At 46.5% G+C, this 26,379-nt stretch carries 29 protein-coding genes; 11 read left to right on the plus strand and 18 right to left on the minus strand.

Going from position 1 to position 26,379, the window contains the following annotated elements; all coding sequences use genetic code 11:
• Positions 1–2: 2 nt before the first annotated feature.
• Entirely contained in the window at positions 3–1,934 is a 1,932-nt protein-coding gene (locus tag D0S45_05155) for a S9 family peptidase (GenBank protein TIH18607.1), read from the plus strand.
• A gap of 75 nt (positions 1,935–2,009) precedes the next feature.
• Here the strand turns inward: D0S45_05155 and D0S45_05160 are convergent, their stop codons facing one another.
• From D0S45_05160 to D0S45_05190, 7 genes are all read right to left on the minus strand, one after another.
• Positions 2,010–3,332: a deoxyguanosinetriphosphate triphosphohydrolase gene (locus D0S45_05160; protein ID TIH18608.1), complete on the minus strand. Its 1,323-nt coding sequence runs from the start codon at positions 3,330–3,332 to the stop codon at positions 2,010–2,012.
• Positions 3,333–3,350: 18 nt separating this feature from the next.
• Positions 3,351–4,121 carry a hypothetical protein gene (locus D0S45_05165; GenBank protein ID TIH18609.1) on the minus strand — a complete coding sequence of 257 codons (771 nt, stop codon included), beginning with the start codon at positions 4,119–4,121 and terminating at the stop codon, positions 3,351–3,353.
• Positions 4,122–4,185: 64 nt separating this feature from the next.
• On the minus strand, positions 4,186–5,625 hold the full coding sequence (locus D0S45_05170) for a mercuric reductase (GenBank protein TIH18610.1): 1,440 nt from the start codon (positions 5,623–5,625) through the stop codon (positions 4,186–4,188).
• A gap of 12 nt (positions 5,626–5,637) precedes the next feature.
• The gene (locus D0S45_05175; GenBank protein ID TIH18611.1) at positions 5,638–6,594 is read right to left on the minus strand and encodes a glucokinase; all 957 of its coding nucleotides are present in this window, start codon (positions 6,592–6,594) and stop codon (positions 5,638–5,640) included.
• 211 nt (positions 6,595–6,805) lie between these two features.
• A complete protein-coding gene (locus tag D0S45_05180) occupies positions 6,806–7,675 on the minus strand; it encodes a flagellar motor protein MotA (protein TIH18612.1) in 870 nt (289 codons plus the stop codon).
• Between the two features lie 11 nt (positions 7,676–7,686).
• A complete protein-coding gene (locus tag D0S45_05185; GenBank protein ID TIH18613.1) occupies positions 7,687–8,409 on the minus strand; it encodes a flagellar motor protein MotB in 723 nt (240 codons plus the stop codon).
• Between the two features lie 242 nt (positions 8,410–8,651).
• Complete coding sequence (locus D0S45_05190; protein TIH18614.1) at positions 8,652–9,608, minus strand: MBL fold metallo-hydrolase; 957 nt, start codon at positions 9,606–9,608, stop codon at positions 8,652–8,654.
• A gap of 186 nt (positions 9,609–9,794) precedes the next feature.
• Here D0S45_05190 and maf point away from each other — a divergent pair, with 186 nt between their 5' ends.
• The 6 genes from maf to D0S45_05220 all read left to right on the plus strand — a co-directional run bounded on the left by maf (position 9,795) and on the right by D0S45_05220 (position 13,528).
• Entirely contained in the window at positions 9,795–10,406 is a 612-nt protein-coding gene (gene maf / locus D0S45_05195) for a septum formation protein Maf (protein ID TIH18615.1), read from the plus strand.
• Complete coding sequence (locus D0S45_05200; protein TIH18616.1) at positions 10,367–10,897, plus strand: DUF2867 domain-containing protein; 531 nt, start codon at positions 10,367–10,369, stop codon at positions 10,895–10,897. The genes maf and D0S45_05200 overlap by 40 nt, the downstream gene beginning before the upstream one ends.
• Before the next feature lie 84 nt (positions 10,898–10,981).
• On the plus strand, positions 10,982–11,401 hold the full coding sequence (locus tag D0S45_05205; protein TIH18617.1) for a DUF2703 domain-containing protein: 420 nt from the start codon (positions 10,982–10,984) through the stop codon (positions 11,399–11,401).
• Between the two features lie 58 nt (positions 11,402–11,459).
• Complete coding sequence (locus tag D0S45_05210) at positions 11,460–11,924, plus strand: hypothetical protein (GenBank protein TIH18644.1); 465 nt, start codon at positions 11,460–11,462, stop codon at positions 11,922–11,924.
• A 335-nt stretch (positions 11,925–12,259) separates the two neighbouring features.
• The gene (locus D0S45_05215; GenBank protein ID TIH18618.1) at positions 12,260–13,108 is read left to right on the plus strand and encodes a hypothetical protein; all 849 of its coding nucleotides are present in this window, start codon (positions 12,260–12,262) and stop codon (positions 13,106–13,108) included.
• Positions 13,109–13,228: 120 nt separating this feature from the next.
• Positions 13,229–13,528, plus strand: coding sequence for a GGDEF domain-containing protein (locus D0S45_05220; GenBank protein ID TIH18619.1), 300 nt, complete (start codon positions 13,229–13,231; stop codon positions 13,526–13,528).
• Positions 13,529–14,037: 509 nt separating this feature from the next.
• Here the strand turns inward: D0S45_05220 and D0S45_05225 are convergent.
• On the minus strand, positions 14,038–14,670 hold the full coding sequence (locus D0S45_05225; GenBank protein ID TIH18620.1) for an antibiotic acetyltransferase: 633 nt from the start codon (positions 14,668–14,670) through the stop codon (positions 14,038–14,040).
• 187 nt (positions 14,671–14,857) lie between these two features.
• Here D0S45_05225 and D0S45_05230 point away from each other — a divergent pair, with 187 nt between their 5' ends.
• Positions 14,858–15,478, plus strand: a complete 621-nt coding sequence (locus D0S45_05230; GenBank protein TIH18621.1) for a LysE family translocator — start codon at positions 14,858–14,860, stop codon at positions 15,476–15,478.
• Positions 15,479–15,493: 15 nt separating this feature from the next.
• On the opposite strand, the gene D0S45_05235 is transcribed toward D0S45_05230, so the two are convergent.
• Entirely contained in the window at positions 15,494–16,240 is a 747-nt protein-coding gene (locus D0S45_05235; protein ID TIH18622.1) for an ABC transporter substrate-binding protein, read from the minus strand.
• A gap of 290 nt (positions 16,241–16,530) precedes the next feature.
• Between D0S45_05235 and D0S45_05240 the strand changes: the two genes are divergently transcribed.
• From D0S45_05240 to D0S45_05250, 3 genes are all read left to right on the plus strand, one after another.
• Complete coding sequence (locus tag D0S45_05240; protein TIH18623.1) at positions 16,531–17,172, plus strand: cyclase family protein; 642 nt, start codon at positions 16,531–16,533, stop codon at positions 17,170–17,172.
• A 232-nt stretch (positions 17,173–17,404) separates the two neighbouring features.
• Positions 17,405–17,653, plus strand: coding sequence for an amino acid-binding protein (locus tag D0S45_05245; GenBank protein ID TIH18624.1), 249 nt, complete (start codon positions 17,405–17,407; stop codon positions 17,651–17,653).
• Positions 17,654–17,755: 102 nt separating this feature from the next.
• Entirely contained in the window at positions 17,756–18,220 is a 465-nt protein-coding gene (locus tag D0S45_05250) for a phosphatidylglycerophosphatase A (GenBank protein TIH18625.1), read from the plus strand.
• Positions 18,221–18,299: 79 nt separating this feature from the next.
• Here D0S45_05250 and pal read toward each other — a convergent pair whose 3' ends face one another.
• From pal to miaB, 9 genes are all read right to left on the minus strand, one after another.
• Positions 18,300–18,890 carry a peptidoglycan-associated lipoprotein Pal gene (gene pal, locus D0S45_05255; GenBank protein ID TIH18626.1) on the minus strand — a complete coding sequence of 197 codons (591 nt, stop codon included), beginning with the start codon at positions 18,888–18,890 and terminating at the stop codon, positions 18,300–18,302.
• A 153-nt stretch (positions 18,891–19,043) separates the two neighbouring features.
• Complete coding sequence (locus D0S45_05260; GenBank protein ID TIH18627.1) at positions 19,044–20,417, minus strand: protein tolB; 1,374 nt, start codon at positions 20,415–20,417, stop codon at positions 19,044–19,046.
• A 16-nt stretch (positions 20,418–20,433) separates the two neighbouring features.
• Positions 20,434–21,369 carry a TonB C-terminal domain-containing protein gene (locus D0S45_05265; GenBank protein TIH18628.1) on the minus strand — a complete coding sequence of 312 codons (936 nt, stop codon included), beginning with the start codon at positions 21,367–21,369 and terminating at the stop codon, positions 20,434–20,436.
• Positions 21,370–21,397: 28 nt separating this feature from the next.
• Complete coding sequence (gene tolR, locus D0S45_05270; GenBank protein TIH18629.1) at positions 21,398–21,814, minus strand: protein TolR; 417 nt, start codon at positions 21,812–21,814, stop codon at positions 21,398–21,400.
• Between the two features lie 3 nt (positions 21,815–21,817).
• A complete protein-coding gene (locus D0S45_05275; protein TIH18630.1) occupies positions 21,818–22,534 on the minus strand; it encodes a protein TolQ in 717 nt (238 codons plus the stop codon).
• 62 nt (positions 22,535–22,596) lie between these two features.
• Positions 22,597–23,343: an NAD-dependent deacylase gene (locus tag D0S45_05280; protein TIH18631.1), complete on the minus strand. Its 747-nt coding sequence runs from the start codon at positions 23,341–23,343 to the stop codon at positions 22,597–22,599.
• A gap of 7 nt (positions 23,344–23,350) precedes the next feature.
• On the minus strand, positions 23,351–24,007 hold the full coding sequence (locus D0S45_05285; protein TIH18632.1) for a histidinol phosphate phosphatase domain-containing protein: 657 nt from the start codon (positions 24,005–24,007) through the stop codon (positions 23,351–23,353).
• Between the two features lie 9 nt (positions 24,008–24,016).
• Entirely contained in the window at positions 24,017–24,496 is a 480-nt protein-coding gene (locus D0S45_05290) for a bifunctional nuclease family protein (protein TIH18633.1), read from the minus strand.
• Entirely contained in the window at positions 24,490–25,866 is a 1,377-nt protein-coding gene (miaB, locus tag D0S45_05295) for a tRNA (N6-isopentenyl adenosine(37)-C2)-methylthiotransferase MiaB (GenBank protein TIH18634.1), read from the minus strand. Before miaB ends, D0S45_05290 begins: the two co-directional genes overlap by 7 nt.
• Between the last annotated feature and the right edge of the window lie 513 nt (positions 25,867–26,379).

Here is a 26,379-nt window from a genome sequence, read left to right on the forward strand (position 1 = left end):
AAATGAAAACATTACGATTTTTTATCATTGCTGTCTTTTCTGTCGTTCTTTTTATGGGAGTGACTGCCTGTTCCACCCACAAACCTGCACCTTCCCCGGAGATAATTGCACCACAACTAAAACCGGGCCAGATTCCTCTCCGTGATTTCTTTAAAAACCCAGTGGCCGAGGGCTTCACAATCTCACCCGACGGCAAGAAATTAGCATGGCTGGCACCGTGGAAAGACAGGCTCAATATTTTTGTAAAAGACCTCTCCGACGGCAAGACCACCAGAATAACCAGTGCGACCAAAAGAGACATCTATGGTTATTTCTGGGCCGGCAATGAGCGCATTGTCTTCGGTCAGGATTCCGGTGGAGATGAAAATGTCCATACCTTCTCCGCCGCAATAGACGGAAGCGGAGAAAAGGACCTGACTCCATTTGAAAACACCCGCACCAACCTGCTGGATGACCTCGAAAATGATGATAACCACATCCTCATTACCATAAATAAGGACGACCCCAGACTATTTGATGTGTACAAACTTAATGTTGTCAGCGGAGAGCTTGAACTGGAAGCCCGCAATCCCGGCGATGTAAGCGGCTGGATGACCGACCATAACGGTAAAGTGCGCATAGCCATGGCCAATCGCAACGGACAAAATGTAGTTCTCTACCGGAACACCGACTCTGAACTATTTCGCCCGATCATGAGTATGGATTTCAGGACAGCCTTTATCCCCCTGCTCTTTGATTTCAAAAACAAAAAGATATACGTCAGCACCAACATCGACCGGGACAAGCAAGCTATCTACCTATTCAACCCGGAAACACAAAAGCTCGAACAACTGGTTTTCGAACACCCCGATGTTGATGTAACTCAACTCCTTTATTCCAAGAAGCGCAAAATTATTACCGGAACAGGCTTCTATACCGACAAACATCATTACGTATTTTTCGATGATGATCGTGAAGAATTGCAAAGTGAACTGGAATCAAGATTACCCGGCTATGAAGTGGTTGTGACTGATGCAGATAGAGACGAAACAAAATGCATAGTCCGCACATACTCTGACCGCAGCCTCGGAGCCGGATATATTTATGATGTAAAAAGCAAAAAGTTGGAAAAAATAACCGAAGTCAGCCCGTGGCTTGATAAATCTCAACTGTCTGAGATGAAACCTGTTTCCTTCATTTCCCGCGACGGCCTGACCATCCACGGCTACCTGACCCTGCCCAAAAACAAAAAAGCGGGAGGCTTGCCCGTACTCATTAATCCGCATGGCGGACCGTGGGCGCGCGACCACTGGGGGTTCAACCCTGAAACACAATTTCTGGCCAACCGGGGAATCGCGGTACTGCAAGTCAACTTCCGGGGTTCCACCGGATACGGACGCGAGTTCTGGGAAAAAGGATTCAAGCAATGGGGCCTGAACATGCAAAACGACCTCACTGACGCGGCCCACTGGCTGATTGACTTAGGTATTGCCGATCCCGAGCGGATTGCCATTTATGGCGGTTCATACGGCGGTTATGCCACCCTCGCCGGGCTGACCTTTACCCCGGATTTGTATGCCTGCGGCATCGACTACGTTGGTCCCTCCAACCTGTTCACCCTGCTGGAAACCCTGCCCCCGTACTGGGAAACGGAAAAGCTGGAATTTTACATCAAGGTCGGCGATCCGGTCCGCGACTACAAACTGCTGCGCAAAGTCTCCCCGGTTTTCCATGCGGACAAAATCAAGGCCCCGCTCTTTGTTGCTCAGGGAGCCAACGATCCAAGAGTTAAACAGGCGGAATCAGACCAAATAGTAAAAGCCCTGCGTGATCGCGGAGTGGCAGTGGAATACATGGTCAAGGATAACGAAGGCCACGGATTCCACAATCAGGAGAACCGTTTTGACTTCTATGAGGCTATGGAAATATTTTTGAATAAACATTTGTTGCAGTAGCCTTAAGCCACAACACCAATAAAAAACGCCGTGTTCATAATGAGCACGGCGTTTAAATTTTAATAGCAGATCAAGCTAACGTCGAAGCAACGAAATCCCTGAGATCTTATTGAAAGTCCGTACTGCAAAGGTATCGGTCATACCGGAAACATAATCCACAATCTTCTGGGTGTTTTCGTACACACTGCCCTTGTTTGACGGTGCATAAAGCTCAGGCAACAATTTAACTGATTTCTTGCACTTTGCACCAAGTTTACCCTTGGTATGAATCTCAATGACAATACGCCCCAGAAAATCAAGAATTTTCCAAAGCACTTCATAAGCAGCAGCTTCGGTTTCTATCACCTCAGTGGAATTGTAGACCTTTTCAATAGCGATCTTTTTAAGCCTGCTGAATTCTTCAGCCTTGCCGATCTCCTCGGTCAGACTGGAATTAAATTTCCCGGCTAGAATCTCCTGCTCATGCTCAAAAAAAACGTCGCAAGAACTGGTCACCAACGCATTGATGGTACAGGCCCGCAAATACTCAACCTGCTCCTTCCGGCCCGGTATTCCGTCAACCCGACTTTTAATGCCCTTGTCATTATCCAAAATAGCCATGAAAATTTCGTGCAATTCATCAAATGAAATAAGATCGAGACGGTGCCCGTCCTCAATATCGATAACGTGGTAGCAAATGTCATCCGCAGCCTCCACCAGATAAGCGAAGGGGTGGCGTACCCATTTTTTATCTTCCAGCTCGATCAACCCAAGATGTTCAGCCACTTCGGCATAAATTTCGGCCTCACTGGCGAAAACACCGAACTTCTTTTTATCTTTGATATGCCTGGAAACATAAGGATACTTGGTAAAAGCGGCCAAAGTAGCGCAGGTCAGCTGCATACCACCCTTACTGTAAGGACGTTGCAAGGCCAATATATTGCGCAAGCCCTGCGCATTGCCTTCAAACCAGATAAAATCGTTGCGCTGCTCTGCATCAACCATGGAACAAAGCTGTGCACCGATCTCAGAAGTCTGAAACCAATCCCGAATAACGTCCTCCCCGGAATGCCCGAAAGGCGGGTTGCCGATATCATGGGCAAGGCAGGCTGTCGCCACCACGGTTCCCGGTTCCGAAGAAATAAGGTCGAGCTCAGGATACTGTTCTACCAGCCGACTGCCGACCATATTCCCAAGGGAACGCCCCACGGAAGATGTTTCAAGACTATGAGTAAGCCGCGTGCGCACATAATCGCTACGTGAGAGCGGAAAGACTTGCGTCTTATCCTGCAATCTCCTGAAGGCAGATGAAAAGATTATGCGGTCAAAATCTCTCTGAAATTCACTGCGGTCTTTATCTATGTAATTTGATTTTTCTTTTCCGATTCTCTGCTTGCTGAGTAACTTATTCCACTGCATTTATATTTTATCCTTTAACTACTCATCGAAATACTTTTTCTTAATCCGGTCCAGAGTTCCGTCTGCGCGCATTGATTCAAAAGCAATATTAAACCGGTCGCGTAAAAATCCCAACTTACGTTTCTTGGAAAAAGCAACATGAACATCGCTGAGACTGAAAGGAGGACCAAGATTGCGAACCTGCCCTGCAACCCCCATCTTATGAATGGTATTCAATGATGAAAGAGTATCGCCGACATAAATATCAAATCGACCTTTAAGAAGCTTGGCAATATTCATTTCCGGTGAAACACCTACCTCAACCCGGGATGCAGGGACATCATTCTTTAGAAATGCATCTACGTCCTTGCCATAACTATAGCCACTTACTACTCCAAAAGAGAAATTCCTAAATTTATTTAAATCTTCATCATAAACAAGAGGAGAATCGTGACGCACAAAAAAAGAAATTTTTTCATCCCTCACAGGGACACTAAAAAACATTTTTTCAGCCCGCTCAGGAAGTTTCAATACCCCGAAAACTCCATCTGCATCTCCATACATTCCCATGTGCAAAGCACGCTTCCATGGGACAAGCATAATTTCAAGTTCTTCATCCATACGAAGAAAACATTCCTGCAAAAGTTCTATATCATATCCCCGCAGTGTCCCGTTACGACAGCACGAATACGGCTCATATTCCAAAGAAACAAGAGTAAACTTTTCCGCCCATGCAGAAGCTGTTGTCAAAAACAGTCCAGCACAGAAAAGCAATGTAACTAAGATTTCTTTAAATATTCTATTCCTCATATCTATTAGATTTACCTTAAACGAATAACTACTGCAATATATTCACAAAAAAACAAAAAAACCATTACGAACCTCTATAGGAAAACAACAACTTCAAAATCTTGCTCACCCTGTCTGAAAAAAGTTTTTCACCAAGCAACTTCCCGGCCACTTTCTTGTTCATTTCAGCAAGGGTTGGATATGGATGAATGGCCCCGGCGAGAGTTGCAAGGCCGACCTTGCCATTAACAGCCGCAACCCATTCGGAGAGCAATTCCCCGGCATGGACCGCAGCTATCTGGCAACCTATGGGCTTTTCACTATCATTAAGCAAAAGCTTGATCCGCCCCTGCCCTTCACCTTCTGCCAAAGCACGGTCACTGGACGAAAATTCCTCAATCACTGTCTTATACTTGATGCCTAAGTTCTGTGCTGCTTTTTCATTCATACCCACACTGGCAAGTTCCGGATCGGTGTAGGTACACCACGGCAACCATGTATAATCGGCCTTGCGTGGAATCCTAAACACAGCATTGGATATAACTATCCCGCCCTCATAACCTGCGGCGTGGGTAAAACGATACTTTCCAATCACATCCCCGGCAGCATAAATATTTGGAACCGATGTGCGCATACGTGCGTCCACCACAACTGACCCACGCTCAAGGTTTACGCCGAGGTCTTCCAATCCCAACCCGGCAGTATTGGATCGACGGCCCATGGCAACCAATAACTGACTGCCATTTACGGTAAGCACCTTACCACCGGACTCCAATTGTACTTCAATCCCGCCGCTATCAGTCTTGCAGACTTCATTAACCTTTGATCCGAGGATAAAACGCACACCATCATCCGTCATACCATCCATGACGTAACGAGCCATATCCTCATCTTCCCGACTCAAAATCTGATTGCTGCGCTGGATAACCGTGACCTTGCTTCCCAAACGCTGAAACGATTGGGCCATTTCAACGGCTATGGGACCACCACCGAGTACAACCAGTGATTCGGGCAATTCCGGTAACGAAAAGACATCCACATTAGTCAGATATGGAACTTCATCTAAGCCCTTTATAGAAGGAGCAGATGGAGAGGAACCTGTGGCAACCACCCATGAACGGGCGGATAAACTGCCGCCGTTCAGGGAAACAGAATGCGAATCAGCAAAACGGGCTTCGCCGAATCGAACCTCAACTCCCAAGGAATTGAACCGCTCCACGGAATCATGAACCTGAATTTTCGCTATGACCTCGTTGATACGGGCCACAATCTTTGCGTAATCTACCGGGGGCAGCTCAACCTCGGGCAGCCCGAAATCTCCGGCCCTCCCCATGAGATGACGCACCCGTGCGCTACGAATCAAGGTCTTGCTGGGCACACAACCAAAGTGCAGACAATCTCCGCCCAAATGGCCTTCTTTATCGATAAGCAAGACTTTTACGCCAAGTTGTGCGGCCCCGGCGGCAACAGTCAAACCTGCGGCGCCGCCACCGATCACACCGAGATCATAATCGTATTTTGACATATCATCTCCAGATTAAATATGCAGCACACCCCGCAAGGCGGCTCCGTAAAGTCCGCTTTCCTGATTATCGTTCAAAAATACGGGAATCTGTTTCAAGTAATCGCCCATGGAGCTGGAATCGAGAAATTCTTCTAAAAAGACAGGCTGTACAACCACAAAAGGATTTTTGGCTACAATACCCCCGGCAATGTACAGCCCTCCAGTGGCACAAACGCTGATAGCATAGTTACGGCAACAACGGGCAGTGAACCGGGAGTACCATTCGAGGGTTCTACCGCCCTGTTTCATCTTCTCAGCCACCTTACGCGGCTCAAGATCTTCTCCTGTCAGATAGAGGTGAAGCATATTCAGCCCGCGCCCTGTCAGCACCTCGTCACCGCAACAATAACTGATCTTGCGCTTGTCCATGACGAATTTGCAGAAATCAAGTTCTTCAGTGGTCTGGCAGGGAAAAGAAATATGCCCGGCTTCTGAGGGAACAGGTACATAGCCCAGTTCAGAAACAGGGACGGGTACCAATGCGCAATGCCCCAGCCCGGTTCCGGCACCGATAACCCCCACAGTTCCAATAGGTGAGATTTCAGCCTCATGAATGACCCGGCAGCCTTCCACCGCAGGAGTACGGCAAGCATAAGCCTGCGCCGCAAAATCATTAATCAACACAGCAGCACGGAAGCCATATTTTTTATAACCGGACCGGAAATCAACCTCCCAGTCCACATTTGTAACATTGCAATAGACACCGCCCACCACCGGACCGGCCACGGCTATAACCGTGACATCAAAATCGGACGGAAGGTAGGGAAAATCACTTTTAGCCAGCATTTCCATAAGATGATCAAAACTGCGGGCCTGTACACTGGAAAGCCAGACTGTTTCCTTCATGACCAGTTTATGGCCCGGCCCGGACTCAAATGCTGCAAATCTACTGTTTGTGCCACCGATATCAACGGCAAGAACAAGTCCCATTATCACAATCCCCTGCTCTGAAATTTTTAAATAGTTTCCAAACAAACTGACTGTAATTCTAATACATTCATAAGAATAAATAAATGCGAACAATACAGATTTCATTGGATGTCAGAAATCAGACACGAAAAGGCCCGGTACGGACTGCCCGCTTAGGGACGCCGCACCGAGCCGCATATTCAATTATGACTTGGAGATCTATACTTTGCGCCTATGAAGCCTTGGCCTTTACTAAAGGAACTTCATGCAGAATCTTGTCCTTGGACTTCTTCTCGTCTTTACGCATCTTGATATACTTGCGGGTGATGTTCCTCAAGGCTTCAGTCTTTTCTTCGCGGTCATCAGCATCAAGAAATGCACCAAGCTTTCTTTCCAACTTATAGGGATTCTGTTCTTTCTTGATAGCGATAACACCGTCGAGGATCATCTTCTGGTTAATCAGCTCATTACGGGTCCGGCAGCGCACGGTTTCGGCCATGGGCGCGAAAATCATGTTGCTGAAAATTACACCGTAAAGAGTTGAAATAAAGGCCACCGGAATATGTTTAAGAATCATTGCCGGATTATCTATGCCCATGAGCAGACCGATCAGTCCGATTACGGACCCGGCCACACCAAAGGCAGGAGCAAAGCGGGCCATGGACTGGAAAACACGCTCGGATTCACCGCGACGCATGTTGAAAAATGACATTTCAGTCTTCAGGCAATCTTTAATTTCATCTTCTTCAAAATTATCCACCAGCAGCATGAGAGCATTGCGCAAAAATGAAATTGTAGTTTTCTCGCCAGCTTTTTCAAGGGAAAGCATACCGTCCATCTTAGAACGCACACTTAGGTCCAGCAGAGTTTCCACAATCTCTTCGTGAGTTGTAAGGCGGTTGGAATAAGTATTCTGAACCACCCGAAAAGCCTCACGCAGTTGCTCCACCGGATAACTGAGCAGCACCGCAACAGCAAGACCGGAAAGAACAATGGCAAGGGCTGCGCCATTCCAGTAAAGGGCTATTCCACCGCTGAGCCAAAAACTGGCTCCGAAAACTGCTAAAGCGACGATGACACCAATTAAATTTTTCTTATTCATTATAGACCTCCTTACTGGGCATTAACATCGGTATTAATGACTACTATCTCAACCCTGCGGTTGTTGCCTTCCACCTTACCCATATCTCCGGGCAATTCCGGGGCCACACCACCTCGTCCACTAACTATGATGCGGACCGGGTCAATTGATTTTTCATTGATGAGATACTCAGCAACCTGAGCGGCGCGCCTTGCGGAAAGCTCAAAAGCACTCTTCTTGCCGACCTTGGAAGCATCAGATTCATCGGTGTGCCCGATGATATGAATGGCATGTTTGCTGGTTTTGAGAACCTCGGCTACCTCGGCAAGATATTGGCGGGTCTTGTCTTCAAAACCGTTCTGTCCGGGAGCAAAAAAAGCATTGCCACGCATGATAATTTTCAGTTCGCCTTCTTCCTCTTTCATGCTCACGGCCCCGTCATCACTACGATAAAGTACATCTTCAGGAGTCAGAACCACTCTGGCGGAACTGGACATGGCCTCGCGGTGAAATGATATCATTTCAATAAGTTCATCCGCAGGATTCACCGCAACCTGCGACTGGGCATTACCCTCAAATATGACTTTGATATTTTCCTTGGACTGACTGTAAATGAACAGGACCACAAAGAGGACGAACATAACCATCATCAGGTCGGACCACGGAACCGCCCAACCATTCATGCCGGAAGTATCCGCATCCCCGGAATTAAAATCCATAAGGTCAAGTTCACATTTCAGTTCATCGAATTTCATACCATGCTCCATCGTCTGATGAGTTCGGGATTTAGCCCGTAGTTCTCTTTCGATCTATGAAGCAAGGGTAATGCCAATCGCTGTAACAGTGTATATTACAGGGGCTAAGAAAGGATATTTTTACTTAAGGAAAGGATAAAAATTGAAAACGTCAAAAAGAGGACATAAACGAATGGTCCGAAAAAAAAGACGATTTCCGAATTTGGAAACCGTCTTTTAATAATTCTAAATATGGCTAGCCGCTACAGGTCGATGCACAAGCCATCCTGTGCCATGATTATGTTTCCGGGCCTGAACTCGGCAAGCTGGGAAAATTCCTTTGTATCTTCCAGAAATTTCTGGAGCTGAAAATCATCCAACACCGGTTCCTGATGAAAAAGGCAGAGAGTCTTAACCTTGGCCATACCGGAAAGTTCTACGGCAATAATATTATTGGAATGCCCCCAATCCTCCTTGATGGAGTTGGCCTCAGCAAATGAGTACTGGGCATCCATGATCAGCAAGTCGGCTTCCTTGAAGAACTCTACAAACCCTTTATCCGCTAGGGCCGTGGCACTTTTATGCTCACAATCGGTAGAATAAACAGCAGATTTGCCATCTTTTTCAAAACGGTATCCAAAAGAACCACCTGGATGATACTGAGCCTTAACCTCAACGTTGACCCCGGCAACTTCCAGCTTCTGCCCGGTCTTCAGACGGGTAAAATCGAACTCAGCAGATAAATTATCAAAATGAACCGGAAAACATGGTTCACTTTGCTGACCGCGCAGAACTTTTTCAATACCGGGATGTCCGCCATAGAATGAAATCTTATTACCGGGAATGTAGGCAGGAACAAAAAAAGGAAAACCCTGAACATGATCCCAATGCAGGTGGGACATAAAAATATGAAAATGTGCACCCGGCGCACCCATGCGATCGGCCATGACTTTATTGCCTAAATCGCGCAGCCCTGTCCCGCAATCGCAGATGATATAATCATCCCCCTGCCCTTCAACCTGAATGCACGGGGTATTGGTTCCGTAGGAACCGCGAACAGGAAAAGGAAGCTCATTATCAATGAAATGATCAAGATCGGTAGTTGAATCAATACCTTTCTCAACAGCAATTTCAAGCGCAGCCTTGACTTTGGCTCTAGCCCTTTCGGCATTAAATGTGGCAGACAGGGAACCTCGCGCTCCCCAGATGCAAACCTTCATTAATCACTCCTGTTCAGTAATTTTTAGATTATTACATTTAGAAGCACAAAAGAGCAACAAAAGCATACAAAAAATAACATAACAGCTTCAATCAGCATTCACTTTTGCTAATTTTCAAACTATCAATAAAATAAAGATTGAGCATAAAGCCATTTAAAAAAATAAATATCTATAAAAGGATTCATTGTGAGCATATACAAAACAACAAGACAGCTGGTACTTGGATCAGGCTCCCCACGCCGTAAAGACCTGTTGCAATCCGCTGGTCTGGAATTCGAAATCAAGCCCGCAACCTGCGACGAGCCAGCCCCCTCTCCCGGGCAAGCCCCTGAAAATTACGCCATAAAAATGGCGGAACTTAAAGCCGAAAACGTAGCCGCAAGTAATCCCTCAGCTTACGTGCTAGGTTCTGATACCATTGTCGTTCGCGACCAAGACATCCTCGGCAAGCCCGTGGATCGCGAGGAGGCCTATCAGATGGTTAAATCCCTCTGCGGCCGCAAGCACAAAGTCATCAGCGGCTGCGCACTAATCTCGCCGGAAGGGGAAAAGATCAGCTACGCAGTTTCCACGGAAGTGGAATTCATAGACTTCAACGAAGCAGCAGTACGAACCTACGCCGCCACCGGAGAACCGGACGATAAAGCCGGAGCATACGCAATTCAAGGACAGGGAGCATTTCTAGTCAAAGGGATCAGCGGGTCATATACCAATGTAGTAGGACTGCCGCTGGCGCGGGTGATTGAGAGCTTGGTAGAATGGGGTGTGGTTGTTACGGAGGAGGATCTTCACTCATGACGTATATAAATACCATCCCAGAGATCAACACCTTTCTAGACGGTGCAGACCATGTTGACATTAAGCATGTTGATTCAGTCAAACCTATGCGTGAATTCATCGCCGCAGCCATATCCTACATGCCTGCTTGGATGGTGGCACTTTACAAAGTTAGAGCTGTGTTTGTCCGGATGCTAGGCTTGAAACAAGGCGGCTATCCCGGTGCCGAAAAGGTCACCCCAGAGGAAATCACCTTTACACCCGGAAACATGAACAGTTTCTTCAAGGTGGAGGGCGGTGAAGGAGGACGCTACTGGATAGCCGGCGCAACAGAAAAGCACCTCTCAGGGTACCTTGTCGTAGTTGTAGAGCCGTTACCTGACGAAATGAAGCGGTTCCATATGGCGACCATCGTGTATTATCGCCATTGGACGGGTAGAGTATATTTCAACATCATACGTCCGTTTCATCATGTGGTTGCATGGGCCATGATGCGCCATGCAGCTAGATAGCCGCCTGATAAGGCGTACCCACGTGAGAAGAATTACGATGCGCTGTCAGGATTATCCAACGAAATTGATATAAGAGAAAACAATATGATGAAAATGGAAATTAAATGGCAACGTTTGGTAAATGACGCTGGCGAGACCTGCGAACGTTGCTCGTGTACAGGAGAAGCTACTAAAGCTGCCTTTGAGAAGCTAAAGCTTTGCCTGCATGAAATTGGAATAAAAATACAACTCGAAATAATCAGTATTGATCAAAAGGATTTTTTTGCTAACCCAATTGATTCCAACAGAATATTGATCGACGGAACTCCTATTGAAAAATGGCTTGGCGGCACAACCGATACTAGCAGATGTTGTGGACCATGCGGAGACTCTGAATGCCGAACCATTGCTATTGACGGGCAATCCTATGAAGCAATCCCAGAACAACTCATAATTCGGGCTGTTCTCTTAGCAGCAGCTGATAAATATAAGACCGAGCAACTTCTTGATGACTTTCGCCAATGATCGAAAGCTCGGTGAAATGGGATATTGCTACTGTGGGGAATTAGAAGAGAGGATAACAATGAATAACTACGAAAAAGAACTCAGCAATTATCTGAAACGTTATATCCAGTCTGCAAAACATATGATATTTGAACAATCCTGCCATAGCGTCGCAGAAGCAGCCTTGGCTGCAAATGCAACGCCTGAAGAGTTAGTAAAAAGCATATGCATGGTCGGCATGGACGATACATTCATAGTCGCCATAGTTCGCGGAACGGACCGGGCAAGCACATCTAGAGTAGGCAAGGCGCTTGGGACAGACAGACCGCGCTTGGCGACTCCAGAAGAAATTCTTACACACACCAAGTTCCCTTGTGGAGGAACACCCTCATTTGGATATTCTGCCACATTTTTGGTTGATACCAAGGTGGCGGAAGGAGAATCGCTAATAACAGGAGGTGGGTCTGAAAATTCGTTAGTAAAAGTCGATACAAAGGATATGTTGCGCGCAAATAATGGAAGGATTGTGAGAGTAAGAAAATAAGACTGATCAAGACCGGAGACACACAACACAACTCCCAACATAACAACGATCCCCCCGCAGCTAGAGCAGTTACAGATCGAAACCCATCATCAAGGTCGTCGGTCTACCCTTGCCCATAAGACACCCTCAGAAGACCAACCTTCGCTATATTTGACCGGTACAGAATAGGGGAAACCGTCAAAGGCTGTAGTTAAATCCTGCTCCAACAACCACCGAATATTTGGCTCTTTTCCTCCCTTTTTGAAAAGGTTTGGCAAAAATAGTCAGGCACTGTCCGCTTTGCGCAGCTATTCTTCAAGAGTAGCTGTTAATCTTAAAGCAAAGTGAGACGTGAAATGAATGCTAAACCTATTTCCCTAAAAAATTTAATCCGCCGTTTCTGGCGTAAGACATTGTTGACATGGATATTTGTTCTAGTGGAGGGAATAACGCTTGTCCTGATGCCTATGGTTATCGGCTGGGCCGTTGATGGATTGATGGCCGATGATTTTACCGGGATTTACCAATTAGCCGGACTGTGCCTAATCCTGTTGCTGGCCGGTGCAGGTCGAAGATTTTATGACACGCGGGCCTATGCAAAGATTTTCAATATAGTTGCTAACGAGCTTGTACAGAATGAATATGGTAAAAAATCCGGAGTTTCGAAGATCACTGCTCGGACCAATCTCTTTATAGAATTTATACATTTCCTTGAAGATTCCATCCCGGAAATAATTCAGCAGATCATAACTCTAATTGGAATTTTGTTCATAATCGTTTTTATTGATTGGAAAATATTTTTAGCCTGTCTTGCAAGCGTCATGGTGACGGCTTTGATCTATGTTCTCAGCGAAAAGCGGCTTTTTCGTTTAAACAAGGGCAGTAACGATGAGTTTGAACAACAGGTCGATATTATTACTAGGGCCAGCGGGCCGGAGATCCGGGCTCATTTTAAGAAACTGACCATATGGGATATCCGGATGTCCGATCTTGAAACACTCAATTTTTCAGGTATCTGGATTGCGCTTTCCGCGGTAATGCTATTCACAATTACCAGTTCTGTTTCAGCAGGATTAACCTTCGGGCAGGTACTGGCAATGGTAATGTACGTCTTCGAATTCATAGAATGCATCATGTTTTTCCCCTTTTTCTATCAGGAGGCAGTGCGACTCCGAGAGATCGGTATACGCTTGGCTGCGACGTGATTTTTACTCCACATCAGTGAGGCAAGTCGGGGCAATGTTTTGCCTCCCCCTTGCGTTCGTGATGGTATACTACTCGCTAGCCCGAAAGACATATCCCGCTTCCATTATTGGACAACTGGAATGGTTAGTAACACAGATGAACTGAGCAATGTATTCAACAGAAGATACTTTAATAAAAAATTAAATCATGGATTTAAACGCCTACAAAGAATTTCGCAGCCTCTTTCATTAATAATGATTGATATTGATTATTTTAAACAATTCAACGACACTTATGGTAACCAGACTGGAGATAATTGCATTACAACTGTTGCTGCTGTTCTAAAAAAACAAACTATACGAGGAAATATTAATGACGAGCCTAAGCCGAACTCTTCGAATTTCATTATTCTTTGTTTTCACACTGCTACTGGTACCTAATGGAAATGCAATTGCCGAAAGTAAAATTGGAGAGGCAGTCGAATACATGTGCTGCAAACAGTATGATTTACCGAAAGGTTCGTATAAAGATTCATGCTGGAATATCAAATGGACAATCCCAGGCGTGAAGTATGAAGGTGGAAAACTAACCCATTGCAGCGACAAATTCATTGCAAGATGTAAATCTGAAACACCGACTGAAACAGGAAGATACTCTCGCCTTAATGGCATCCCATGCAGCAAAGTCATTGAATGTAACTTTCGGCTTAAAAATGTTGATGGAAGACTGGAGTGCGAATAAAATCAGCTCGAAAAGTTTATCAAAAAGTATTTAATACAATGGGACAGTGACTAAATAATCACTGTCCCTTTTTCATTCTCAACGCGACAAACTAATTCTGATAGGGCCCGGTGGTAGATAGCAATTCATAGCTGTGACTGAATTTCAACGATATTAATGAAATGGAAAACTAGATATTAAGCAGAATTAAAAAACTCCAAATGCAAGATTAATCTGCATCGCCCAAGGTGTTCAAATCGCACCCGACAATAGCTTTTAAATTTCGGGTGACCTTTTCAGGACTCCAATCCCACCATGCAATTCGAAGTAATTCAGAAACTGTATCTTCATCAAACCTAGGTCGAATAAGTTTGGCCGGATTCCCGGCAATTATGCTGTAAGGGGGAAAATCTTTTGTAACCACAGATTTTGCCCCGACAACACATCCATGCCCAAGATTGACGCCGGGAAGAATTGTAGCATCGTAACCGATCCATACATCATTTCCAATGCAGGTATCTTTTGCGGCTGGCGTAAGTTCAGGATCAGCCATTCCCTCTTCCCAACCTGAACCGAAAATAAAAAACGGGTATGTTGAAAATGCTTCAAGAGCATGGTTTCCACCGTTCATGAGAAAAGTGGTATTCCTAGCTATTGAACAGTATTTTCCGATAATGAGCTTGTCTCCAATAAAATCAAAATGATAGAGAATATTTTCAAAAAACAGCTCAGCCCCTTCAGGATCATCATAATAGGTATAATCACCAATGATTACGTTGGGGTTGGTGCAATAATTCTTGATGTAGGAAACCTGCGGGAATCCTTGCATGGGATGTTTTATATTCGGGTTTGGTCCGTTCATAAGTTGTTCAATAAATCAATCCAGACCCGAGAACAACCACCAACATTACTCATAACTCAATCTAATAGATCAAAATAATCCCCAACAAAGATTCGGCTATCACAGTCAGCCCCAGACTCTGGAGCACCTCTTGCCTTATATTAATTCGTGATTATTATGGCTGTAACTCAATCACAGGGAGAAAATAATGATCAGCTACGAATTCTTACTTACTGCACTTGTTGTTGTACTTATGCCCGGAACCGGTGTAATTTACACTGTTTCAAATGGCTTGTTCCTTGGAAAAAAAGCGAGCCTGACTGCGGCGGCTGGCTGCACTGCCGGAATAATCCCCCACCTGACAGCATCCGTGCTCGGCTTATCGGCAATCCTGCATATGAGCGCACTCGCATTTCAATTGATGAAATTTGCCGGAGCTGCCTACCTACTCTACCTTGCATGGGCGACTTGGAAAGACACAGGAGGCTTAAGCTTCAACAATCCCGGCGAAGATAAAAAGATCCAACTGTGGCAGATTGCGAAACGAGGATTCCTCATAAACATCCTCAACCCTAAACTATCCATATTCTTTCTCGCTTTTCTGCCTCTTTTCGTACCGCAGGAAACAAGCTCCCCCACTCTGCACATGGTTGTTTTGAGTCTTATTTTCATGGCCATGACCTTGATTGTTTTCATAGGCTACGGTCTTTGCGCCACTGGCGTACGTAATCAGGTAATGTCTTCACCAAGCATTATCCACTGGTTGCAAAGATCATTTGCGGTCATCTTTGCCGCTCTCGGACTGAAGCTGGCTACAGCGGAACAATAAGAAAAAGTGTCTATTTTAACGGTACTTATCGTAAATTCTCTTGATAGTACCGTCATTTAAAAACTTATCGATAGCTTTATTGAAACGCGGAACCGCATCTTTTTTGCTGGGATGAAAACGGATCATCATCTCAGGTGAATCGTAGGGTTTGCTGACTGCTAGTTTACCTTTCAGGCCTTGCTCCTTTATCTGGTAAAGGGCAAAATCCCTATTCATAAGAGCCTGATCCAAACGCCCGGCCAATAGTAACTGGACGAGCTTATTTTCATTTTCCAGAAGATGAGAATTGATCCGACTATCAGCAAAATAAGGGCTGTAAACAGGGTAGTAATAGCCTCGGACAACTCCCATTGTCTTTCCAAACAAATCTTTTGGAGTAACATCAGGAATCGCCTTAGTGATCCTGAACAGGACAATAGAATCAGATACGGCGAACGGCTTGCTAAAAACCCCAAGGACCTTTGAAGACTGTCTCCAAACAGGATTAGACATGGGTTCAATATCTATTTCCCCGGCTTCAAATTTACGCTGAGAACGATTAAAAGGACAGCGCACGAATTCAATCGTATCTCCGGTCTCTTGGGCAAAGGCATCAAACACATCCTTTACAATACCCGCTCTGGAGTCGCCTTCGTTAAAATAATATGGGGGAAACGCCCCCTCATGAAGCATGACACGAAGGGTTTCCGCAGCACTCACATTAACAAAAACAAAACCTATTAAAAATAACACTGCGAAAAAACGAATCGCCATCTGCTTCATTTTTTGCTACCCCCATTGAAGATCACACTTAAAATATAATTTTAAATGCCCTATACATTAGAATCGATTTTAAAACAACAACAATACACCAAACAAAAGCAACCGTGTCATTTTTAACACATAAAGATTCCCCAAGTCCCTCAAGGACAACCCACATGCCGAAACAACAGGATAATCAAAAATGATCTTTATCGCTATCCTGCTGCTGGGAATCCCATTTGTACTAATCACCCGCCTCTACTGCACCAAGTGTGAAAACATTTGGTGGGGCTAGAAATAAGGAAAGAAACATGCCATCAATAGACCTTTCACATACCATTAAAAACGGCATGCCCGTATTTCCCGGCACAGAAACGCCCACCATTGAAGAAGTATTCTCCCATGAAGTACACGGATTTAGGGAGCACAGATTGAACATTTTCTCTCACGTGGGAACCCACATTGACGCACCGAACCATATGATCGCCGGTGGTGAAACCCTCGATCAAATGGAAATAAACCGCTTCATAGGACCGGGAATCTGCATTGACTGCACCCACAGGAATTCTGGTTCACCTATAATCAACATTGATGACCTAATTCCATATGAAGCCGAAATAAGTGAATGCGATTTCGTCCTGCTGAACACCGGCTGGTACAGGAACTGGGGTAAAACAGAATACTTCACCCACTACCCGACCCTTAATGCCGAAGCCGCTCGCTGGCTGCTGGATTTCGACCTAAAGGGTGTGGGCGTAGATGTAATCTCCATAGATTCGGCAGAAGCCAGTGGTTATGAAGTGCATTCGATCCTGCTTGAGCAAGGCACAATAATTATTGAGAATCTCAACAAACTACACCTTCTGCCTGACGAAGGCTTTCTCTTTTCCTGCCTGCCTCTTAAATTTGAAAATGCTGACGGCTCCCCGGTCAGGGCTATTGCCACATACTAACAAAAGAGTATGTATATTTAGGACTTACCGCTACAACAATAAAAAATTAAAAACCATGCTACCCCACCCTGAAAACCCCTACCCCTACCCGAAAACCCTACCCTCAAATACAGTCCAAATCACTTAAAATACGGACTTTAGCCCGTTTACAGCGACCCCTCCCAACCACATAATGTAGTTGAAGAGAGCGAGACTTTAGTTTGCAAAGTCTGCATCAAGGAGGATAAAAAAAATGAGCTACGAAACAATCACAAAAGTTACCCAGGATATTGTTCTTGAAGGAACCAAACCAGCTAAAGAAGTGGCCTTGTCCATCGGCAAGCCTTACTCAACGCTGCTGCGGGAAATCAATCCTTTTGATAACAACGCTAAGCTCGGAGCCGGCACTTTGATGGACATCCTCAAAACAACCAAGGAAACAAAACCCCTTGAATTTATTGCCGAGTCCATAGGATATACCCTCAAGCCCCGCGTAAATTAAGCACATAAGAACATGCACCTTATAAGATAAGGCAGTATTCATAATGAATACTGCCTTATCTCGTTCTGGACTTTTAGCAACTTTACACCGATACTGGGTCACATGAAAAAAGTCAGTATTAACCTTACGCATGTGGCGACTCTCGGCCCTGTGGGACACCTGCCCAAGGCCCCGGGCACATGGGGATCAGCCGCAGCCCTTATTACCGCACCGTTTTTGTTTCTGCCCTTTCAACTCCCAGTCAGAATCCTGATTCTGGGGTTGATTTTTTATTTTGGAGCCAAAGCATGCACAGCAGCAGAGAAGCAGCTTGGAGAAAAAGATCCCAGCAGCGTTGTCATTGATGAATTGCTGGGACAGTGGCTGGTTTTCCTGCCATTTTCCGCCGTTGTAGATTGGCACCTGATTGTGGGCTTTGTCCTCTTCAGAATCTTCGATATCGCCAAACCCTTCCCCATCAAGCAGTCTGAAAACTGGTTAAAAGAAGGATGGGGAGTTATGATTGATGATGCCTTTGCAGGGCTATATGCCATGCTCGGACTCTGGCTGATTCGTTATTTAACCTAACCGACCGGATTCATTCCAGCTAAAAAAATCCCCGGCTTCCGTCACGGAAACCGGGGATTTTCTTTGCTTTTCACCAAATCTAATAAGTCAGACGGAACTGGGCTCTTCTGTTCTTGGCCCATGCAGTTTCGTTTTGACCGGGATCAACGGGATCCTCTTCACCAAAGCTGACAATACTCAATCTCTCAGGGGCCACTCCAAGCAGGATGAGGAATTCATACGCTGCACGGGCACGGCGCTCACCAAGAGCGAGGTTGTACTCTTCAGTTCCGCGATCATCGCAGTATCCTTCGATGACCATGGTCACGTTATCGTACTTCTTGAGAATTTCAGCCTTCTGCTGGAGCAGGGGACGGTATTCCTGTTTGATTTCAAAAGAGTCGAAATCAAAATGAACCATATTGCCAAGCTCTACAACAGCATCGTCAAAAACTTTTTTAGCGGCAGTAGCCTGACGCTCTTCTTCAAGAGCCTGTTCCTGAAGGGCTTTCTCCCTTTCAAGACGGGCCTGCTCTTCGTTATCCAGCTGTTCCTTGTTCTGCTGCTCGGCCATTCTTTCCTCTACAGCAGGGCTGGCCGAGGAAGACTCGACACGCTTCTTGGAACAACCGGTGCCGAGGCCGGCAATCAACATGAATACTACACACAAAACTATCGCTCTAGCTCTCATTTGCCCTCCTGAATAAGGAACTTTAAAGGACAGGAGTTTGTCCACACGCTAAGATACAATACACTAACTTAGACTTTCAATACAACGACCCTAAAGTGTTTTGTGAAAAAATCAAGTCATGCCTGCAACAAAACGGTTAAATCACTCCTCAATTTACGATTTATGGGCCTTACCCCATGCCGGGGCCTTTGCAACACCGTTTCCGGTAGGAACCAGCATAGCCGGGTCACCATGCCGTGTGGTCAGATAAATCTTATACTTGCCGTTTCTGCTGGAAGAGAAAGCAACAAAATAACCGTCCGGTCCGAATGCCGGGTCTTCATCATTACCGGGACCGAAAGTAAGCTGCCTCTCCCGTCCGCTCTTGAGGTCATGCACAAAAATGCGATGCCCCAAAGGAGTCTGGCGGGAAAAAGCCACATAACGCCCGTCTGGACTGATGGTCGGGTTGGTATTGTATTTACCTTCCGTGGTCACACGGGTGACAACACCACTATTCATATCCAACAAAAAAATATGAGGATTGCCGAACCGCGCGGAAGTGAAAACCATCTTTTCCCCGGTTCGGTCAAAATCAGGCGAAACTTCAATAGCCCAACTTTTTGCAAGGGCCTTCTTGGGCTTATAATTTCCGTTAATCAGGAAGATATCGGAATTACCATTCATGGTCAGGGTCGCGGCCATATTTCCGTCAGGAAGAAATTCAGGACCGATCACGGTATTCCCCGGAAAACTTTTCTGATCAATCTTTCCAGTGGCCCGATCCCAGACACAAAGCAGGTGCTGGCGTGATCCCAATCGAGTAAAGACAAGTTTATCGCCTTTGGGTGACCAGTTGGGACTCAGGTTAATCCCGCCAAGTGAGCTGATCTGCCTGAGATTGCGGCCTTGCGGGCTGACCGTGTAAATTTCCTTGTTCTTGCCCTGTTTGCGCACAAAGGCGATGGAGGACTCAAAAAATCCATCCCGCCCGGTAAGAATACGCATCAAATGCGAACAAAAACGGTCTGCAATACGGGGCAGCATCTCCTCGGTAACCATGGAATACTTCTTACCCAGAATGGTGCGCCCATTAAAAGTTCCGATACAGCGCAGGAGCAGATTTTTCTCACCGTTAGGCCGGATCTCCCATCCCATAGTCAGGGCAAGATCAACCTTGGAAAGACGCAAAGGTTTGATATCGATATCCCCGGGACGAACTCCGCGAGACGGATCACCGCCCAGAATATCGGTAATAGGCACAATGTTAAGGAACGGCAGGAAGGCAAGATCTTTGGCAAGATCCTTACCGAAAGTCCCGGCCTCGGCGGGCAGGGGCAGATCCTTATCTTTGGAACCTTTGTACTTTCCTTCAGGCACGGTTTTGGGCGGCAGCAGGATGATATTCACCTTGCGTTGCCCGGGACCGTAGATGTCCACGGTAAGAGTATCCGCAGCAAAAAGATTCCCGGCAGTCAGAAGCATAAGCAACATAACAACCAGCAATCCGAGTGTGGATTCTTTTATACTCAACTTAATATTTTTCATAATTATAAAACCTGCTCTACTGATCAAGATCATGCAGGTTGAAGTTTACAATGAGGTTTCTGATGGAGGTTCCCGGAGGCTTGGGAAGCACTTCAGTATCCCGTAAGGCGGTCAACACCGAATCATCAAAATCAACATTGCCCGATGAATCCAGCAGCTTGATACTGCTGATTTCACCACTGGATTTCAACTGAATTTGTACGCGGGCCATTAGATTCTGCTTTTGCCCAAAAACCGGGTATCTCCAATTCTTGCGAACCGCTTCCTTAACAATGGAAGCGTACACCTGAACCAGCCCCGAAGCACCGGAAGTTCCGTCAGCGTGTCCGGTTACCGCAGTTTGCTTTGCGCTCTTTGTAAGTGAAGCAAGATCACTGAGAACAGCTTGTCGTTCATCTTTTTCCTGTTTTTTCACTATGCTGGTAAGTGAAGCGAGGTCGGCAGCAAGGGCATCCTCAGCAGAAATCTCTGGTTTCTTCACCACCTTTTTCGTTTCTGTCTTTTTAGGTGGAGTCTTTTTAACCACTTTTTTCTTGGCCGGAGTTTTCTTCTCTACTGGCTTTTCAGCCTTTTTCTCCGGTTTCTTCTTGGTTGTAGTCTTTACTTTCTTGGATGAAATTTTCTTTGTTTCCGGCTTCGGTTTAGGCTTAGGCTTGGGAGCAGGTTTTGGCGCCGGAGCCTTGGCAGTTTCCGGCTTAGCCTTGGGCACAACTTTCGGTTTGGCTTCAGGAATGGCAATAGCATTCGGCTTGGCAAGTTTAGCGGAAGCTTTCGGTGCGGGAGCTTTTTTTAAAACCGGAGCAGCAGGCAGAGGGGCAAGGCTAACCAGGTCAACCTTGTAAACGGGCATATCGAGAGAGATCTTCACCGGAGGCGAGACTGACCACGTCAGGGCTAAAATGACCAGACCCACATGAAGCAGTAAAGATATGAAAAGGCCGAGGATTTTCATCAATAAATTCGCCTGTGATATTCCTTAACTATTTCTTTTTCTTTTGAACAGGTTCAGCCACTACGCCCATCCTGTCTATTCCGGCGGCCTTGATTTCGCCCATGACTTTAACCACTTCGCCGTAAGCAACATTCTTGTCCGCGCGCAGGAAAAGCATCTTATTCTGCTTCTTAACAAGCTTTTCAAGATGAGACTGTAATTCGTCAAAGCCCACCTTATACTCATCAAGATAAATTTCACCCTTGTCATTTATAGACAACACAAGGTGCTCGTTATCCTGCGGCAGTGAACGCACGGTGCGGGTTTGCGGCAGATCAACCTCTACTCCCTGCGTCATCAGCGGAGCAGTGACCATAAAGATGATCAGCAGCACCAGCATAACGTCAACAAAGGGAGTCACGTTGATTTCAGCCAGCATGCCCCGGTTATTGGTGGAAATACCCATAGCCTACTCCTCTGAGGAACTTTTGCCGGAAGGCTCAACCCATGAGACTTCGCGTTCAACACGGTTGAGGAAGGTACCCGCGAAGTTAACCAACTCGGTCTCAATTCCGTTCAACACTCCGAGAAAAAAGTTATAAAAAATTGTTGCCGGAATAGCGACAGCAAGACCGATGGCGGTAGCTACCAGAGCTTCGGAAATACCGGGAGCAACAGCAGACAGCGCAGCAGACTTGGCAGAACCGATGGCATGGAAGGAATTCATGATCCCCCAGACAGTACCGAACAATCCGATAAACGGTGCACCGTTGGCACAAGTTGCCAAAAAAGAAAGAGAGGTTGTCAGTTTCTTCAATTCGGAGCTGACCTTGCGGCGCAGGATACGACGCAGAGTATCTTTGATCAGGCGACGTTTATGGCTGGCACTGACTGCGGATTTTTCCAACACACGGTATTCCTTTACCGCTGCGGTTCCGATACGATTCAAAGGGGAAGATTCAGTCTTGCTGATTTCGGTCAGCCCGGAAGAAAGAGAATCAGCCTCTTCCATGATCTTATTACCCTTGAGAATCAGAGTACGTGCCCGGCCAAGAGAAATAAGTTTCCAAAAGATGATTGTCCAGCTCCAGAGAGACATGCCCGCCAGCAGGCAGAGTACGCCCTTGACCACAATTGTGGCCTGATCGAGCATCGCGAATATTCCGCCCTGTGGTAAAAAATCCATACTGCACCGCACCTTTGTTTTGCCGTACGCCATCAGACGTACGGCATTTAGATGAAATTATTTTAGCTTAAGCTCTGCACAATGGCAGGCAGAACCTCTTCCGCCGCGCCCTGAATAAACACATCGCTAAATGATGTGTAGGCGGACGGAGCCTTGTTTATCTCGATAATACTGCCACCCGCTTCCTGTATACGGGGCGGAATGAGACTGGCGGGGACAACGTCCCCGGAAGTTCCGGCAACAATGACCAGATCAGACTGATCAGCAAGCTCAAAGGCTGCCTTGTAGGCTTCAGAAGGAATCTGTTCTCCATAGAAAACCAGATCCGGCCTGACCACCCCGGAACAATGCGGACATCTCACCGGAAGTTCGACTCCGGCTTCAATCTGCTCGGCAGGGAATGGAGCAAAACACTCCATGCAATAAAAATCACTGCAATTGCCATGAAATTCAATCACGTTCACGGACCCGGCACGCTGATGTAACCCGTCAATATTCTGGGTGATCACACCTTGCAAATATCCGTCTTTTTCCAGCTGGGCCAGCCCCCGGTGTCCTGCATTGGGTTCGGCACCTTTAAGCATGGAATCCGCTTCCAGCAGAAATTTCCAAACTGTAACCGGATCAGACTGCAAAGCCCGGATGGATGCGACCTTTTCAGGATCGTGTTTGGACCACAACCCGCCCGGACTACGAAAATCCGGTATGCCGCTGGCAACGGACATCCCAGCCCCGGTCAAGGCAACAGCGCAACGTGCTTTTTTTATAAGCTGCACCGCCTGTTCTATCCCGGATTTAAGGTTGCCCATATACCACCTAGGAACGTTTCATTATTTTCTGGACCAATTCGCGAGAATTTTCCTCAGCTTGTGCATACTCTTCAATGCTTAATCCTGCGCCTAGGGCAACCTTACGACGCATTTCCAATCCGACAAGATCGCCGGGAGCATGCGCATCATTATTGATGACCAGCTTGGCCCCGTGCTTACGCGCGAGAGCTGCCACATGCCCGTTGGTCAGGCTATGTCCTTTGCGGGTGGTAATCTCCAAGTAGACACCATATTCAGCGGCAAGTTTAACTTCCACATCAGTAATCATGCCGGGATGAGCCAATACGTCAACTTTAGCTTCAATAGCGGCAAGATTTGTCCCTTCCGCAACCGGTTCCACAATTGTTTCTCCATGACAGACCACAATCTGGGCACCGGCTTTACGGGCATATTCAGTCATGTCTCCGATCAGTCCCGGAGGAACATGAGTCAATTCCACTCCGGCAAAGACGTCAATATCAAAATAATGGCCATGTTTCTTGGCAAACCTGCGAACATTTTCAAGAATGATATCAATATTACTGGAATCGGCATGATCAGTCATTGCCAGTGCGCGGTAGCCCGCAACCTTGGCCCGTCTAGCCAGTTCCGCAGGAATAAGCTCCCCGTCGCTGAACACAGTATGAGTATGGAAATCTATCATCGAATTGACCTACATTTTATATTTAAAGTCATCAGCGGAAAGTCCTTCCAGGTCATCTTCCCAGCTGGACTTTTCCTCAACTTTTTCTTCAATATCCTTAGTTCCGGCCACGTCAAGAACCTTGCGCGCTACACGCACCGGACAGTCCGCACGCACAGCCAAAGCCACGGCATCTGAAGGGCGGGAATCGATTGCCACCAGCTCACCGTCCTTACGGACCATAATCTCGGCAAAAAAAGTGCCCTTCTCGATATCAACGATATCAACAGAAACAACTTCCCCGCCAAAAGTGGCAATAGTAGTCAAAAGCAGATCATGAGTCATAGGCCGCGGAAAAGAAACTTCATTTAGAACCAGCGATATAGCCATGGCCTCCATAGCACCTATCCAGATAGGTAGGACCATGCCCAGTTCTTCATTTTTCAATACCAGAACCGGGTTCTCGGTATCATTTTCCACCGCTAGACCGTAAACCTGCATTTCTACCATGGTTCCCCCACCTTAGCACCCACAAGGGAATGATTCTTGGCTTCAGTGATCTTCACTTTGACCAGTTTGCCTCCGAGCTTCTGCTCTTCATCATACCCTGCAAAGTGAACGTTGACCACCCGTCCGCCGGGATCTTTACCCCGCCATGACATGCCGCCAACTTCCTGTCTTTTACTGGGACGCTCCAGCAGGACCACGGTCTCACGACCTTCTAAAGCTTCTAGACTTTCTCTAGTAATACGGTTTTGTCTTTCCTGCAAGCGGGCAAGGCGCGCCTGCGCGACATCTTCGGGAACTTTCGGCGTCATTTTCACTGCCGCAACGCCCGGACGATCGGAATATTTAAAGGAAAAGCTGCTTTCATAACGCACCCTTTCCAGCATATCCATGGTCTGTTCGAAATCTTCGTCAGTCTCGCCGGGGAAGCCCACAATCAAATCCGTGGTCAGAGAAATTTCAGGACAGGCTTCTTTCAAGCCTTCCACAATTCCAAGATACCGCTCGCGATCATATTTGCGGCCCATTTTCTTCAGGATATTATCTGAACCGGACTGCACAGGAAGGTGCAGGCTGGGACAAAGATTGGGCAACTCGCCAAAGGCCTTGATCACTTCAGGAGCAATATCTTTGGGGTGAGAGGTGGTGAAACGGATGCGCTCCAGACCTTCAATAGCGGAAATTTTGTAGAGCAACTCTGCAAAGCTGATATCGTCGCCTTTTTTATCTATACCGAAGCTGTTCACATTCTGACCCAGCAAGGTAATTTCGCGGATACCGGATTTAACCAGATGCTGACATTCTTTGATAACAGCTTCCGACAAACGGGATTTCTGACGGCCACGAGTATAAGGCACGATGCAATAGGCGCAGAAGTTATCGCAGCCCTGCATGATATTTACAAAAGCCTGACCGGGAATAGTTCCGATTCCCGGAGGGATCAGGTCCAGATTGGGCTGAACTTCACCGCCCTCACGTTCCGGATAATCAACCAGAAAATCGTTAAGCACCAACCGCTTTTCATGATTGGCGGCAAGGTCTTCCAGCGCGTCCGGGGCCTGTGCAATTCCGTCACTACCGAAAACAAGGCGTACGTGCGGAAATTTCTCAAGGAACCCGTCACCTATCTGCTGGGCAACGCAACCGCCCACAGCAGCAAAACTACCGGGCTTCTTGCACAGCGGGGCCAGCCGTCCCAGCACGCTATAAACTTTCTGCTCCGGCTTTTCGCGCACGGAACAGGTGTTAAGAATAAATATATCTGCTTCAGATTCAGCAACCGCTGTCCAGCCACGGCTCTCCATGGCCCGGATCAGCCAGTCTGAATCGTGCACGTTCATCTGACATCCGAATGTTAGTACTGTAAATTTCATACCCGGCTCATACGCTATATATATATGATGGTAAAGCGTGGGAGGGGTGGTTGGGAGGGGAATTGGGGATGAGAAATGCCCTGTCGGGGAGGAAATAAAATAGCCCCCGGATTGGGGTCCGGGGGCTGTTGTGGGTATTGTGGCTAGGTTATTTTTTGCACGGAGTAGGACGCTTTTCTTTCATTGATTTGAATTCAGGATGACGATCATAAAATCCTGTAAGAGGTTCCAAATTACATAAGCATTTTGGACAAATGTTTTTATCTATTGTTCCTGAAAGAAAAACTTCCTGACATGATGGACATATAGTATCAACATATTTTGTGTTGTCCTGTTTGCATTTTGGAGTTTTGTACAGAAGGCCATTGAAATGCTACACAAAAAACGGACACCCCATTTTTAGGTTAAGCAGCTAGTTGTTGTTTATGGTAATAGTCCTGCTCAAATCGCTCCGGTGAGACATAGCCGATCCCAGCATGTCTGCGTTTCCTGTTATAAAAAATTTCAAGATAG

Source organism: Marinifilum sp. JC120, assembly GCA_004923195.1.
Taxonomy (GTDB): Bacteria; Desulfobacterota; Desulfovibrionia; order Desulfovibrionales; family Desulfovibrionaceae; genus Maridesulfovibrio.

Excerpts from the sequence above, each read along its gene's own strand:
- D0S45_05155 (TIH18607.1), top strand. The coding sequence starts at position 3 with ATGAAAACATTACGATTTTTTATCATTGCTGTCTTTTCTGTCGTTCTT.
- D0S45_05160 (TIH18608.1), bottom strand. The coding sequence starts at position 3,332 with ATGCAGTGGAATAAGTTACTCAGCAAGCAGAGAATCGGAAAAGAAAAA.
- D0S45_05165 (TIH18609.1), bottom strand. The coding sequence starts at position 4,121 with ATGAGGAATAGAATATTTAAAGAAATCTTAGTTACATTGCTTTTCTGT.
- D0S45_05170 (TIH18610.1), bottom strand. The coding sequence starts at position 5,625 with ATGTCAAAATACGATTATGATCTCGGTGTGATCGGTGGCGGCGCCGCA.
- D0S45_05175 (TIH18611.1), bottom strand. The coding sequence starts at position 6,594 with ATGGGACTTGTTCTTGCCGTTGATATCGGTGGCACAAACAGTAGATTT.
- D0S45_05180 (TIH18612.1), bottom strand. The coding sequence starts at position 7,675 with ATGAATAAGAAAAATTTAATTGGTGTCATCGTCGCTTTAGCAGTTTTC.
- D0S45_05185 (TIH18613.1), bottom strand. The coding sequence starts at position 8,409 with ATGAAATTCGATGAACTGAAATGTGAACTTGACCTTATGGATTTTAAT.
- D0S45_05190 (TIH18614.1), bottom strand. The coding sequence starts at position 9,608 with ATGAAGGTTTGCATCTGGGGAGCGCGAGGTTCCCTGTCTGCCACATTT.
- D0S45_05200 (TIH18616.1), top strand. The coding sequence starts at position 10,367 with ATGGGGTGTGGTTGTTACGGAGGAGGATCTTCACTCATGACGTATATA.
- D0S45_05205 (TIH18617.1), top strand. The coding sequence starts at position 10,982 with ATGATGAAAATGGAAATTAAATGGCAACGTTTGGTAAATGACGCTGGC.
- D0S45_05210 (TIH18644.1), top strand. The coding sequence starts at position 11,460 with ATGAATAACTACGAAAAAGAACTCAGCAATTATCTGAAACGTTATATC.
- D0S45_05215 (TIH18618.1), top strand. The coding sequence starts at position 12,260 with ATGAATGCTAAACCTATTTCCCTAAAAAATTTAATCCGCCGTTTCTGG.
- D0S45_05220 (TIH18619.1), top strand. The coding sequence starts at position 13,229 with ATGGTTAGTAACACAGATGAACTGAGCAATGTATTCAACAGAAGATAC.
- D0S45_05225 (TIH18620.1), bottom strand. The coding sequence starts at position 14,670 with ATGAACGGACCAAACCCGAATATAAAACATCCCATGCAAGGATTCCCG.
- D0S45_05230 (TIH18621.1), top strand. The coding sequence starts at position 14,858 with ATGATCAGCTACGAATTCTTACTTACTGCACTTGTTGTTGTACTTATG.
- D0S45_05235 (TIH18622.1), bottom strand. The coding sequence starts at position 16,240 with ATGAAGCAGATGGCGATTCGTTTTTTCGCAGTGTTATTTTTAATAGGT.
- D0S45_05240 (TIH18623.1), top strand. The coding sequence starts at position 16,531 with ATGCCATCAATAGACCTTTCACATACCATTAAAAACGGCATGCCCGTA.
- D0S45_05245 (TIH18624.1), top strand. The coding sequence starts at position 17,405 with ATGAGCTACGAAACAATCACAAAAGTTACCCAGGATATTGTTCTTGAA.
- D0S45_05250 (TIH18625.1), top strand. The coding sequence starts at position 17,756 with ATGAAAAAAGTCAGTATTAACCTTACGCATGTGGCGACTCTCGGCCCT.
- pal (TIH18626.1), bottom strand. The coding sequence starts at position 18,890 with ATGAGAGCTAGAGCGATAGTTTTGTGTGTAGTATTCATGTTGATTGCC.
- D0S45_05260 (TIH18627.1), bottom strand. The coding sequence starts at position 20,417 with ATGAAAAATATTAAGTTGAGTATAAAAGAATCCACACTCGGATTGCTG.
- D0S45_05265 (TIH18628.1), bottom strand. The coding sequence starts at position 21,369 with ATGAAAATCCTCGGCCTTTTCATATCTTTACTGCTTCATGTGGGTCTG.
- tolR (TIH18629.1), bottom strand. The coding sequence starts at position 21,814 with ATGGGTATTTCCACCAATAACCGGGGCATGCTGGCTGAAATCAACGTG.
- D0S45_05275 (TIH18630.1), bottom strand. The coding sequence starts at position 22,534 with ATGGATTTTTTACCACAGGGCGGAATATTCGCGATGCTCGATCAGGCC.
- D0S45_05280 (TIH18631.1), bottom strand. The coding sequence starts at position 23,343 with ATGGGCAACCTTAAATCCGGGATAGAACAGGCGGTGCAGCTTATAAAA.
- D0S45_05285 (TIH18632.1), bottom strand. The coding sequence starts at position 24,007 with ATGATAGATTTCCATACTCATACTGTGTTCAGCGACGGGGAGCTTATT.
- D0S45_05290 (TIH18633.1), bottom strand. The coding sequence starts at position 24,496 with ATGGTAGAAATGCAGGTTTACGGTCTAGCGGTGGAAAATGATACCGAG.
- miaB (TIH18634.1), bottom strand. The coding sequence starts at position 25,866 with ATGAAATTTACAGTACTAACATTCGGATGTCAGATGAACGTGCACGAT.